Annotated in this window: 11 protein-coding genes; 5 read left to right on the top strand and 6 right to left on the bottom strand. The window is 40.1% G+C overall.

The features are described from left to right. Positions 1-6 precede the first annotated feature (6 nt). Positions 7-768: a triose-phosphate isomerase gene (tpiA, locus tag LV83_RS02360; RefSeq protein WP_111609909.1), complete on the bottom strand. Its 762-nt coding sequence runs from the start codon at positions 766-768 to the stop codon at positions 7-9. 72 nt (positions 769-840) lie between these two features. On the opposite strand from tpiA, the gene LV83_RS02355 reads away from it, so the two are divergent. Further along, on the top strand, positions 841-1,347 hold the full coding sequence (locus LV83_RS02355) for a regulatory protein RecX (RefSeq protein ID WP_111609908.1): 507 nt from the start codon (positions 841-843) through the stop codon (positions 1,345-1,347). 177 nt (positions 1,348-1,524) lie between these two features. Here LV83_RS02355 and crtD read toward each other — a convergent pair whose 3' ends face one another. Next, positions 1,525-3,000 (bottom strand): 1-hydroxycarotenoid 3,4-desaturase CrtD, encoded by a 1,476-nt coding sequence (gene crtD, locus LV83_RS02350; protein ID WP_111609907.1) that lies wholly within the window; start codon positions 2,998-3,000, stop codon positions 1,525-1,527. Positions 3,001-3,380: 380 nt separating this feature from the next. Here crtD and LV83_RS02345 point away from each other — a divergent pair, with 380 nt between their 5' ends. The 4 genes from LV83_RS02345 (at position 3,381) to LV83_RS02330 (ending at position 8,176) form a co-directional block, all read left to right on the top strand. Further along, complete coding sequence (locus LV83_RS02345) at positions 3,381-5,351, top strand: hypothetical protein (RefSeq protein WP_111609906.1); 1,971 nt, start codon at positions 3,381-3,383, stop codon at positions 5,349-5,351. After that, the gene (locus tag LV83_RS02340) at positions 5,348-6,187 is read left to right on the top strand and encodes a DUF2490 domain-containing protein (RefSeq protein WP_111609905.1); all 840 of its coding nucleotides are present in this window, start codon (positions 5,348-5,350) and stop codon (positions 6,185-6,187) included. Before LV83_RS02345 ends, LV83_RS02340 begins: the two co-directional genes overlap by 4 nt. Positions 6,188-6,388: 201 nt before the next feature. Continuing rightward, positions 6,389-6,727, top strand: coding sequence for a hypothetical protein (locus tag LV83_RS02335; RefSeq protein WP_111609904.1), 339 nt, complete (start codon positions 6,389-6,391; stop codon positions 6,725-6,727). A gap of 384 nt (positions 6,728-7,111) precedes the next feature. After that, positions 7,112-8,176, top strand: a complete 1,065-nt coding sequence (locus LV83_RS02330) for a hypothetical protein (protein WP_111609903.1) — start codon at positions 7,112-7,114, stop codon at positions 8,174-8,176. A 59-nt stretch (positions 8,177-8,235) separates the two neighbouring features. On the opposite strand, the gene LV83_RS02325 is transcribed toward LV83_RS02330, so the two are convergent. The 4 genes from LV83_RS02325 to LV83_RS02310 all read right to left on the bottom strand — a co-directional run bounded on the left by LV83_RS02325 (position 8,236) and on the right by LV83_RS02310 (position 12,002). Further along, the gene (locus LV83_RS02325) at positions 8,236-9,702 is read right to left on the bottom strand and encodes a glycine--tRNA ligase (RefSeq protein WP_111609902.1); all 1,467 of its coding nucleotides are present in this window, start codon (positions 9,700-9,702) and stop codon (positions 8,236-8,238) included. A gap of 132 nt (positions 9,703-9,834) precedes the next feature. After that, positions 9,835-10,272 (bottom strand): outer membrane insertion C- signal, encoded by a 438-nt coding sequence (locus LV83_RS02320; RefSeq protein WP_111609901.1) that lies wholly within the window; start codon positions 10,270-10,272, stop codon positions 9,835-9,837. 54 nt (positions 10,273-10,326) lie between these two features. Beyond that, the gene (locus tag LV83_RS02315) at positions 10,327-11,373 is read right to left on the bottom strand and encodes a Gfo/Idh/MocA family oxidoreductase (RefSeq protein WP_111609900.1); all 1,047 of its coding nucleotides are present in this window, start codon (positions 11,371-11,373) and stop codon (positions 10,327-10,329) included. Positions 11,374-11,375: 2 nt separating this feature from the next. Then, positions 11,376-12,002, bottom strand: a complete 627-nt coding sequence (locus LV83_RS02310) for a response regulator (RefSeq protein ID WP_111609899.1) — start codon at positions 12,000-12,002, stop codon at positions 11,376-11,378. Positions 12,003-12,056 lie beyond the last annotated feature (54 nt).

Genomic DNA, 12,056 nt, shown 5'->3' with positions numbered 1-12,056 from the left:
TTTTTATTAGAATGATTTGATAATATCAACGAAATCACGTGACTTCAAAGAAGCTCCACCGATCAAACCGCCATCTACATCAGGCTTTGCAAAAAGCTCCTGTGCATTCTTTGGATTACAGCTGCCTCCGTAAAGGATTGAGGTATTATCCGCGATCTCTTTTCCATACTTAGAAGCGATATGCCTTCTTAAAGCAGCATGCATATCCTGAGCTTCCTCAGAGCTTGCTGTTTTGCCAGTACCAATCGCCCAGATCGGCTCATAGGCAATTACGATCTTTGAGAAGTCTTCCGAACTCAAGTCAAAAAGACTTTCTGTCAATTGGAATTTCACATTTGGCTCATGAGTCCCAGCAGTTCTGATCTCAAGAGATTCTCCACAGCAGAAGATTGGAGTCAAGCCATTTGCAAGAGCAAGTTTCACTTTGGTCGCAAGTATCTCATTAGTCTCCTTGAAATATTCGCGACGTTCGCTGTGACCGATGATCACATAGTGCACTCCAAAAGAAGCTAGGATCTTCGCAGAAACTTCACCTGTAAAGGCGCCAGCTTCTTTATCAGAACAGTTCTGAGCTCCGATAAAAACACCTTTTGCTTCTCCTATCAGTTTTTTAACAGGGAAAATATGTGGAAAAGGAGGATTAAGCACCGCGATAGCATCGCCAGAATGCTCGTCCTTCATCATATTCAATATTTCGGAAGTAAGTGTCTGACCTTCTTCGAAAGTCATGTTCATTTTCCAGTTGCCGGCTACGATTTTCTTACGCATAATGAGTTTTGAAAATTTAATAAGGTTTGATAAAAATGGGATTCACTTTAATTTGGTTTAAAATTACGGAAAATGTCCAGTTGGGGAAAATATAAGCCAAATGAGTCAGGAAAAAACTCCTGGTCGCAGGAAGAAGCTTTTGAAAAGCTTACCACTTTCTGTGCTTATCAGGATCGATGTCCCTGGGAAGTTCGTCGTAAACTTCACGATAAGGGAATCAAAGATGAGCCTGCAGAGCAAATCATAACAGAATTGATAGCCGAGGAATTTGTAAATGAAGAGCGGTATGCAAGAGCCTTTGCCAGAGGCAAATTCAGGCTGAAAAAATGGGGAAGGAACAGAATTCGGATGGAACTGAAAATGCGGGAAATTCCTGAATCACTTATCCGAAAAGGCTTGTCTGAAATCGATCCTGAAGAATATTACGATACGCTTTTGACTCAAACAGAGAAAAAATGGGAAAGCACCCACGAATCCGATTCCTTTAAGAAAAAGTATAAAGTGACCCAATACTTGATGTCAAAGGGATTTGAGATGGATTTAGTAAAGGAAGCTGTGGAGAGTTTACAGTCTCAGTGATCAGGTTTCAGATGTTGGCTCAAGTCTCATGACTTGTACCAGTATTAAATGCAGTCTTCAGACTGCCACTGATTATTTAAGCTGATAGAAGTCTGAAGACTTCAATAGAGAATGTCCAAGTCTGAAGACTTGAACAAGTATGAGAAATGCAAACTGCGACTAACCACTAATAGCTGCCTACTTCTCCACGATCATTTCACTCATAATCTTTGCAGAAAGCAAACAAAGGGGAATCCCACCACCAGGATGCACCGAACCTCCACAGAAGTATAGGTTTTTAATCGAAGAGGAATAGTTTGCATGACGCAGAAAAGCCGCAAACTTATTATTGGAGCTGTTGCCATAGAGCGCCCCTTGAGCAGAGGAAGTCTTGGACTCTATAGTGCGGGGATCTAAAATTTCCTCTACTTCGATGAGAGACTCCACATCCGTTTTGAGGATTCTGTTCAGCTTATGGATGATATTTCTTTTTGCTTCAGCTATCATCTGATCCCAATCCTGTCTTTGGTTATTGGGCACGTTGATCATCGTAAACCAATTCATGCATCCTTCTGGAGCGTCATCTGCTTTATGAGTGGAAGTGATATTTAGATAAATCGTAGGATCTTCATAGATAGTCCCTCGTTTGAAAATGTGCTCAAATTCCAGTGGGTAATTGTCGGAAAAGAAAATGTTGTGCAGATCGAGTTCAGGAAAATCCCGCTTGATTCCCCAATAAAATATGAGTGCGGAACTCGACTTGGGTTGCTTGAGTAAAAGTTTGGGTTGCTTTTCCTCTTTTAAAATAGTCTTGTAGGCATTGACCATATCCATATTGTTAACCACTAAATCAGCAAAGTGATCTTTCCCTTTAATTCTAATTCCTTTCGCCTCTCCATTTTCCACCAATACTTTTTGTACTTTCTGACCAAAATGATAAGCTACTCCAAGTTCTTGGGAGAGTTTGAATAGGCTCATCGTGATGTCATGCATTCCTTTTTTAGGAAAAAATGCCCCGATGTTAAATTCCAGATGTGGAATAATGTTGAGTGTGGCAGGAGTTTCAAAAGGATTCGAGCCGTTGTAAGTTGCGTATCGGTTGAAAAGTTGCACCAGTTTGGGGTGGGAAAACTGCTTTCTATTTGCCTCGTTCATAGTTGAGAAAATCCCCAACCGCCCCATCCTCAGATAGGACTTCATCGCCTGTGGATTCGTCCAGGTATCCAACTTATGCAAGGAGCGATTCATGAAAAGTGGCGAAAGACTGTCATATATAAATGCTGACTTTTGTAGTGCTTCGCGGATGTGCCCTGCAGGTTCGCCAAGTTTATTCTGTACTTCCTCAGCAAAGAGATTAAGGTCTGAATAGGCTTTTAGCTTTGTCCCATCCTCCCAAAAATACTGGCAAGTCACATCAAGCTTTTCATACTCAAAATATTCCTCAGGCTTTTTCCCAGCTAGTCGAAAAAGGTCATCCACCTGCTCAGGAAGTGTAAAAAGCGATGGACCTGCATCAAAACGATAGCCTTCCTTTTGAATTTCGGAAAGTTTACCACCTGGATAGTCATTTGCCTCATACACCGCTACTTGGTATCCCTTAGTGGCTAGGCGAATGGCTGATGCTATTCCAGCGATTCCCGAGCCGATAATGATGGCATGTCTATTTGAGGTCATATATCTGTAAAACTAGAAACTGAGAAGTTCTAAAAAAGTTAAAAAATGAGAAATTGTACTAAAAACTAAAGCCCAATTAAGTGAAGTCGCCACTTGCTCCTATTCGCTACTAGCAAGAAAGTACCGCGAAGCTAGGATGCATTTTGGGGCAAAAAATCCCTCTTTCTTTATTACTAATGCAAGAAATCACAGCATTAGTTATAATTTATCTAAAATATTGTTGATTTATTTCCACTCTTCTCAGGGTTGATTTATTTTAATTTTTAATAGTTCCAAAGAATATTCTGCCAAGAATAAGCTTTACAGAATTTGTATTTTGAGTTTTCCAATTCATAAATCAGGATAGTCATTTTGGCAGGCTTTTAGTAAAAAAAAGAAGTATGAGCAAAAAGATTTTGGGCCTTTTTATTTTCTTTTTTTCCTTTCAGACGAGTTTTTCACAGGATGCACGTGCTTACAAAGGTGGTTATACTTTTAAAGGACTTCGAGGTACTGCTGAGCTTTCATATACTCTGGATGCAGATATGGAGCCTATTCTCAATGGCCCTTTTTCCTTCAATTATAGTAAAATGGACAGCTTGAATAGTGGACTTTTTATAAAACTGCAAGCAAGGGGTTCATATGAAAAAGATCTGAAAAACGGTACTTGGTCCTATAACCAAGAAACCCATGACATTTCTATACAGGATATTCTAAATCGGGAGATTCAAGCCACCTTATCTTCCAAGTTGGTAGAACTGCAAGCGGGCTATGAAAATGGGAGTTTAAATGGAAAGTGGAATTATTTAGAAAAGAAATGGGAAAATGATGAGTACATCAACTTGTTTGAGGCTCAGGGCCTGACCTTCCGAAGGGATAGCTTACGTGGGTCTGTCAAACTAGTCTCCCGGAATCCCGAGAAACAATATCAAATCTATGGAGAGGTAAATGATGAGGGATTGATGGAGGGAAATTGGAGTTTTTTCTATCCATTGGATAGTACGCTTTCTATTCATGAGACCAGACGCTACGAGAAGGGCTTTTTAATCGGTCTCTCCAAAGTGAATAGCCTAAGTAATGAAATACTCGATGAGGTAGTTTTTTACAATGCTATTGTAAAGCTTGACTCTTTGAATCAGGGATTTGAAGTGGATTATCGGGTTTCCAATCAAGCTTTTGGCTTAATATTCAACGACGGCTATACTGAAGACAGTGATGAATTTCGTGAGCAGTACTTGGGAACATCTCTCCTTCAAGATGCATTAAGTCGGGTTTTGCAATTTGAGGAGGGTTTCTTATCTGAAGAAGACAGGTTGAAAAAATACCCCTTGTCTACTCGAAGATTTGTCTATGCAGTATCTAAACAAGATCAATTGCGCTATGATCAAATAATTGACTATTTCGATCGGCTGAAAGCTCAATCCAGCCAAAAGGCACTGCAAGATTTTCTTTCCTTGAACCAAAATACTTCAGATTCTTTAGCCTTCACTGCTGCTTATTTGGAATACCTATCTGCTAAAATCAAAAGCTATGAGCAAGTCATCGAATTGCTACGCAATGGAGAAATTAAGTATTTCGATACTGAAAATTATCTACAGGATGGGCTAAACTTCCTCCATCCAAAGGAGGAAATTTCCTATACCTATAAAACCGATCTGAATCAAAAAACGCTTGAGTTTCCCGCGCTTTCTGAGCAGAAAAAACTAGGTATAGATCTACTTGCACATATCGAGGCTGAGTGGGAGATTTTTGAACAAACGCAAGCATTCATTCAACAGCAGCAGATCGATTTCAGACAAACTAGTGAGTTGGATGTCTTGGAAGAACGAATTTTAACTGAGAGACAGCTTGAAGACAAAATCAAAGATTCTATAACTGTAACCTCAGATCGTCACCAAGCCTTAATTGATTCTGTCCATAAAAATCTGAGCATAGACAACTATCAAAGACTTTTGGACAAGTACAATGAAACGGAAGGATTCTTGGAAAAGGCAGAAATAGGTGATGAGATACTAGAGCTATTCCGCTTCGTAGAGGAAAAGCTGCCCGAACTTAGCAGATACGAGAATCTGGCAACTATCCTTAGACGGGAGTTTACTACAAAAACCTTGGACCCATTTACCTTCGAAACTGATTTCGAATATTTGCAGCAGCCAGATCTCATTCAGGCAGCTGAGGCAATCATAGATTACGAAATCGACTTAATCATGCATTCGCAGGACTTCAGGGAAGTACAATTCCACCTGATCAACCTAGATGCACTTGAATCTCGCCTTTTGGAGCTGCAAGGAAAAAACACCAAGCGACTGGAGCGAAACATCCGCAAGGTGTCAGGGAATATCAATCAACTTAAAAAACTACTTTCCATATGAAGTTTGATTTTTTAATTCCCATTTTGAAAAAAACTAAAAAGCCTCTTTGGTTTTTTATGCTAATGGCTTTGCCACTCAGTGCTTTGGCACAGCAGGATCCTGACGAACCGGAAGAGCGAATAACTTCTCGGCGGTCCGAACTCTGGAATGGCCTCTATACTAAATACCGAATCGGAGAGAAGTTATTTTACTACGGAGAGTACCACCTAAGGACTCGAGATCACTTGGTAGAAAATATGGGGCAAGTCTACCTAAGATTTGGACTTGCATACATCATCAATAAAAATCTGGAAATCACCGGAGGAATTGTCACGCCATTTTACTGGGCTCCCCCAGAATATGCTGAGCAAGATCAACCTTATGATAAGGTGGTGAATCAGTTCCGATTTTGGCAGCAGGCACTCTTTATTCAATCCCTAGGCAAGGCTAAGTTGTATCACCAGATACGTACTGAACAGCGATGGAAAAGGGATTATTATGTGGGGTCTCCTTTTGAACTTACCTATCGTTGGCGCTATAAGATTGCCTCCTATATCCCTTTGAATTCCTACAAATTTCAGCCGGGAACCTACTTCTTATCACTTTATAACGAGGTTTTTATCCAAACCGGAAAAACTATCATTCGTAATCCCTTCGAAGACAATAGAGCTTTCGTGGGTATGGGATACATATTGAATGAAAACATCCAGTTTCAAGTGGGCTATGCCAAAAGCTGGCAACAAAGAGACTCAGGAATCAATTACAATAATCGGGACTTATTCCGCTTTTCAGTGTATCACAATTTAGATTTCACGAAGAAGAAAAGTCCTCCAGTAGACTTTCAGCCCGTTTTTTAGCGGGTCGAATCAGGTTTGATCTTACTTCTAGATCAAAGATGTTAGTAAACCCATTTTTTGTCGATGGCTTTCAAAGTCTATCAGATGCGCCACCCATAACCCAATGAAATAGGAATAAAGAGGGTTTTGTTAAAAGTTTTCCTAAAGTGTATCGTTGAAGCACTGCAGCGCGTATAGATTACAAACACTACCCACTTTTTTATGAAAAACTCACTTTTAATCGCGGTAATCGCAGTGATTTTCTTTTCCTGCGAAAAAATAGACGAGCCAGAGATCCTAGGAACCTATACTTATATCCCTGAAGGCTGTGATCCTGAAGCGAATCCTGAATTCGGTTGTGCGAGCACTTTGACACTTTCCCCAGATGGAGTAGCAGATATCCTTCCAAGTGGAGATATTATTTTTAGAACCACTTTCAAAATTAGGGGTGAAAAAATTATTGTAGCCAAAGCGGATGAGGTGATTGACCAATTCGTGTTTCGCTACATTGATAATTCCACCTTGAAAAATGAACGGGACGGGGGATTGTGGGTGAAGTGATATTAGGAAATAGGATTTGCAAAACCAAAGGTTACCCACCCAAGAACTACACAAGAATTACTAAAAAGATTTTATGATTATCCGCAATGATGCCAGTCACCTTAGATTCTTTGCTTATCTAGTCGGAAGACCTCCCGAGCTATCGGGAGACCGAAGACCGAAGTGGCCTCAATTCTTAAGTTTAACATTACCTACATTGCTTTTGCCTCCTTACCGGTAGAAAAGCGGATATACATAAAAGATTCACTTTTTTCCAGATTTGGAGAAAATTACTTGTACTGAAGTAATAAGTGCTTAAACTATTTCAAGGAAATTATTGCGAACGGCTTTTTTTTATGTTTGAAAAACATATATCTTTCATTAAAATAAATCCTACAGAATACTATGAAAACACTCACACTTAAATTGCTGGCGTTGGTGACCTCAGCAATGCTCCTAGGAGCCTGTAGCCAAATGGCTACCTATGAAAATGAAGACTTGCTACTTGAGCAAGAAGTTGCAGCCAAAAATGGGTTCAAATTGACTCCTTATGCATCTAATAATGGAATTAATAGTAGAGTATTTTGCGGAATTGAGACTATTATCCCTGTTCGGAAACTAAATGGACAATTAGATTTAGTTGGTTCGGTAAAGGTATCTAATGACCAATTAAATGTTTACCTAGATTTTTCTCCTGAAGGGGTTATACCTTCTTATTATTCTTATTTTGCTGGCGATCAAACTACAGTAGCAAATAATGGTGCTAAGAATACAATAATTGCAGGAAATGCAACAAACTCCTCAACGATTGTTATTCCAATAAGTGGTTTAACCGATGTTTATCCTGCTCTAGAAGGGGTCAACATTGATCTTGCAGCTATGTTTGCTGTTGGTGATGATAACTATTGGGCTGATGGATTGAAATTTGCTAATGTGAATGCTAACCAAGCTAAATACTTTGTATATACGATACAAACTGATTGTCCTGATACACAGATTTGTTATGGAGATGAAGAAGGGTCTTGGACAGAAGGATTCGAATACAATCCAGGAAAAAATTTCTCTGAATATTCCTCTTTTTCATCTTTAATTACTGGAGTAAAATTACAGGCAGGAGCAAATCAAACCCATGTTGGCAATGCTAAAATTGTAGATGAATATGTAGAAGACGGTTTAACTTATGTTGCAATAACAATTGACTTATTATCCGGATATGTATTTGGTGATGAAAGTTATGATGAGGAAGGCAATCTCGATCCAGGTTCTATCTTCGTTCAAAACTTCTTTCAATCTGATGTAGATAATGGCACTATTCCTGGACTTCAAAACAACAACAATCCAGCACCAGGTCAATTTGATTATAAATTCACAGATGTTTCGGGTTCTTCTTATACAGTTTCTGGTATATTAAAAGGAGACTATTTTGGTATCAAAACCTCAGTACAAGCTATTATAGATTGTCCTGAATAATTTGTTAATAAAAAACCTCTGAGATCACTCTCAGAGGTTTTTTTATGACTTTTCTTTTCTTACAACTTCTCAAAAACTCTTCTAAAGCTAGTCGCTTCAGCAATTTTACCATGAAGCTCAGAGATAGGCACTCGCTCTTGCTCTGTCGTATCTCTGTGACGGATCGTCACGGTGTTGTCTTCCAAGGTCTGATGATCCACTGCGATACAGAAAGGAGTTCCAATCAGATCCTGACGTGCATATCTCTTACCAATAGAAGCTGCATCTTCGTAGATAATATTGAAATCGTATTTCAATAACTCTACGATCTCCTGACCTTTTTCTGGCAAGCCATCCTTCTTGGTGATCGGAAGAATCGCTGCTTTCACAGGTGCAATCGCTGGATGTAGTTTCAAGTACGTTCTGCTCTTTTCTTCTGTATTTTCTTCAGTATATGCATTGCAAAGGGTCAACAAGAACAAACGATCTGCACCTATAGAAGTCTCGATTACATAAGGAATGTAATTCTGATTGACTTCCGGATCGAAGTACTGCTGCTTTTTTCTGGAAAACTCCTGGTGTGACTTCAGATCAAAATCAGTTCTAGAGTGAATCCCTTCTACTTCTTTGAAGCCAAATGGGAAATCAAATTCTATATCCATCGCGGCATTTGCATAGTGAGCGAGCTTTTCGTGATCATGCTTTCTCAGTTTTTCCGCAGGAGTTCCTAGTGCCAAATGCCATTTCATTCGCATATCCGCCCATTTCTGATACCATTCCAGCTCAGTGCCAGGACGTACGAAGAATTGCATCTCCATCTGCTCAAACTCACGCATTCTGAAGATAAACTGACGTGCTACAATCTCGTTTCTGAAAGCTTTACCGATCTGGGCAATCCCGAAAGGAACTTTCATTCTGGCAGTCTTCTGCACGTTCAGAAAGTTCACAAAAATGCCTTGAGCAGTCTCTGGTCTAAGGTAAATTGTAGTGGAATCTTCAGCCACAGAACCTACCTGAGTAGAAAACATCAGGTTGAACTGACGAACATCTGTCCAGTTGGAAGTTCCAGATATTGGGCATTTAATACCTTCATTAGTAATCAATTCTCTTACACCATCTAGATCCTCAGCCTCAAGTAATCTTGCAAGTGCGCCAGTCAGTGCATTTGCTTTTTCTATATCGCCAGCTCTTTCGAAAACCGCTGCATGCTCTTCCACCAGCACATCAGCTCTATATCTTTTTTTGGAATCCTTGTTGTCGATCATAGGATCATTGAATGAATCCACGTGACCGGAAGCCTTCCAAGTGGTAGGATGCATAAAAATAGCAGCATCGATACCTACAATGTTATCCTGGACACGTGTCATGGTTTCCCACCACAGACGCTTCAGGTTGTTTTTCAACTCTACGCCATAAGCTCCATAATCATATACAGCCTGAAGGCCATCGTAGATCTCAGAACTAGGGTAAACAAAACCATACTCTTTGGCATGGGAAATAATATCTTTCAATTGCGCGTTTTCCGCAGGAGTTGCTGTTTTTGCCATAGCGGCAAAATTAAGGAAACATATTGAAATCTTGGGGTGCTTAAAATATCAAATTCAGTTGAAATGATTTTTTAATAAAAATAGCCCTGACTTTCAAGAAATCAGGGCTATGTTGTTGGTGGTTTTATTTTTCTATCTAAACGTGTACTTTACTCCTATCCCTCCTCTGAGGTAAGTATGAGAATGATTGGCAATCACTGGTGCGGCTTCTATCAAAAACCCCAAATTCTTAGTGTTAAATGGCTTAATCAGTACGCCTACAGGTATTGCGACATAGATATCGTTATGATCGTCGTGATGCTTATGGTGATGATCTCCCAATAATCCCAAACCAGCACCCACATAGGCATTGACTTCACTTTTTCTGACGAAATTATAGCCTCCCATCAGTTCCAGCCCGATGTGATGACCTATCCCTAGTCTAGCTTCGCCAAAGAATTCTTTGTCTGGATCTGTACCCACTGTTATGAATGTATCAGAAGTCTGGAAATTGACGCCTACTGAAACTTGGGCTTTAGAAATCGATATAAATGCAAAAACTGCAAATGAGAATAAGAATACTTTTTTCATGTCGGTTTAATTATTTCCAAACCTTACCCTAAAAAAGAGCCAGACTTAAATCTATTACCAACCTCCCTCTTCTTTTGAGATCCTATTTCCGGACTTAGCACTTTCAAAAGAGGCCTCTATGATCTTCAAAACGCTGATTGTCTGAGGAATTGTGATGGCTAGGCTAGTGCCTTTTGAAATAGCATCAGCTACATTTTGGTAGAGAATTCGGTAATCTCCCGGGATTGTTTCGTAAGCTTTTGTTTCCTCAGTGAGGAAAACTTTCCCCCACTTCTCCTCAGTTTCCACACCCCAAGTTGGGCCTTCTGGCTTTTCACCTGCTTTGAAAGCCGCTTCTTGGACATCTAAACCAAACTTTTGATAAGATCCATTTTTCCCCAAAAGCAAAAACTTAGGTGTAGGAACATTCACCAGAGCACCTGCAGTCACCTTAGCCTTCAGCGACCCATAATCCAAAATAATATCAAAGTAATCATCAGCCACCGCCCCAGTTCTTTGCTTTCGAATATCTGCCTGAATCCAGTTTGGGAGGCCAAAAAGCAAGACGACCTGATCTATCAAATGTGCGCCAAGGTCGTACGTTATGCCATTTCCAGGAACTTCCTTTTCTCTCCAATTCTCAGATACTTCAGGACGGTATCGATCAAAATGAGATTCCAAATAAACCAAATCCCCAAGATCTCCCTCTCGCACCAATTTCTGCAAGGTCATGAAATCCCCATCGAAGCGGCGGTTATGAAAGACAGTACAAATCAATCTTTTCTCCTCAGCTAATTTATGTAGCTCCTCGGCTTCGTGAGAAAAAATCGTCACGGGTTTGTCTACGACCACATGCTTTCCGGCATTCAGACACTGTATAGCCATCGGAAAGTGATATTCATTAGGAGTGGTGATGACTATCAAGTCCGCGACATCAGCATCTAGCAATTCCTCCAGGCTCCTATAGGTAGTAACTCCTTCGTATAATTCTTCACAGCGATTGGTACGTCGCTCCACTGAAGCGACCAATTCGAGATCAGGGCATACATCAATAAGTGGGGCATGCATTTTTTCAGCCACTGAGCCGAAGCCTACAATAGCAGTTTTGATAGGATTACTCATGATTAAATATTCATTTCGTGAGCCTTATTGACGAGCTCGATTCTGGAGCTAACTTGCAGCTTCAAGTGGATATTTTTGCGATGTGTCTCTATAGTTTGCTTGCTCAAATTGAGCATTTTAGCAATTTCCTTATTTTGGATTCCGTCCTTGATCAAATGAATTATTTCTGTTTCACGTCGCGAAAGTTTATACCGTGAGCGGAAGGCATCAAAATATGCGCCTTGAAGGGCTTGTTTTTTCACCCTGTCAAAATTCAAGACATGACGGCCATCAAAAACTTCACGAATGGTAAAAATCAACTCGTCGGGGTCTGCATCTTTTAAGATAAAAGCATCAGCTCTCTGCTCGATGCATTTCTTATAAATCTTCTCCTCATCGTACATGGACAGGACAATTACCTTTAGTTTGGAGAAGTTTTCTTTGCAATGATCCAATACTCCAAAGCCATCCATGATTGGCATATTCAGATCGGTAAGCACCACATCTACCTCATTATCTGCGAGATAGTCACATAGCTCTTTTCCGTTAGCAAATACGTCGGTAACCAAAAGGTCATCCTCTTCCTCGAGAATTCCTTCAATTCCTTTTGCAAATAATTTATGGTCATCAGCCAGGGCAATCCTGATCATTGGTAAGGGAGATTAGTACTTCAGGGTAATTTCACTTCAAATTATACCCTAAAA

Origin of the sequence: Algoriphagus yeomjeoni (assembly GCF_003259505.1) — a bacterium.
In the GTDB taxonomy this organism is placed as follows: Bacteria; Bacteroidota; Bacteroidia; order Cytophagales; family Cyclobacteriaceae; genus Algoriphagus; species Algoriphagus yeomjeoni.
The sequence above is the reverse complement of the archived record's forward strand: the minus strand, read 5'-3'. Positions and strand labels throughout refer to the sequence as shown.

Excerpts from the sequence above, each read along its gene's own strand:
- LV83_RS02320 (WP_111609901.1), bottom strand. The coding sequence starts at position 10,272 with ATGAAAAAAGTATTCTTATTCTCATTTGCAGTTTTTGCATTTATATCG.
- LV83_RS02310 (WP_111609899.1), bottom strand. The coding sequence starts at position 12,002 with ATGATCAGGATTGCCCTGGCTGATGACCATAAATTATTTGCAAAAGGA.
- tpiA (WP_111609909.1), bottom strand. The coding sequence starts at position 768 with ATGCGTAAGAAAATCGTAGCCGGCAACTGGAAAATGAACATGACTTTC.
- LV83_RS02340 (WP_111609905.1), top strand. The coding sequence starts at position 5,348 with ATGAAGTTTGATTTTTTAATTCCCATTTTGAAAAAAACTAAAAAGCCT.
- LV83_RS02355 (WP_111609908.1), top strand. The coding sequence starts at position 841 with ATGTCCAGTTGGGGAAAATATAAGCCAAATGAGTCAGGAAAAAACTCC.
- LV83_RS02345 (WP_111609906.1), top strand. The coding sequence starts at position 3,381 with ATGAGCAAAAAGATTTTGGGCCTTTTTATTTTCTTTTTTTCCTTTCAG.
- LV83_RS02335 (WP_111609904.1), top strand. The coding sequence starts at position 6,389 with ATGAAAAACTCACTTTTAATCGCGGTAATCGCAGTGATTTTCTTTTCC.
- LV83_RS02315 (WP_111609900.1), bottom strand. The coding sequence starts at position 11,373 with ATGAGTAATCCTATCAAAACTGCTATTGTAGGCTTCGGCTCAGTGGCT.
- LV83_RS02330 (WP_111609903.1), top strand. The coding sequence starts at position 7,112 with ATGAAAACACTCACACTTAAATTGCTGGCGTTGGTGACCTCAGCAATG.
- LV83_RS02325 (WP_111609902.1), bottom strand. The coding sequence starts at position 9,702 with ATGGCAAAAACAGCAACTCCTGCGGAAAACGCGCAATTGAAAGATATT.
- crtD (WP_111609907.1), bottom strand. The coding sequence starts at position 3,000 with ATGACCTCAAATAGACATGCCATCATTATCGGCTCGGGAATCGCTGGA.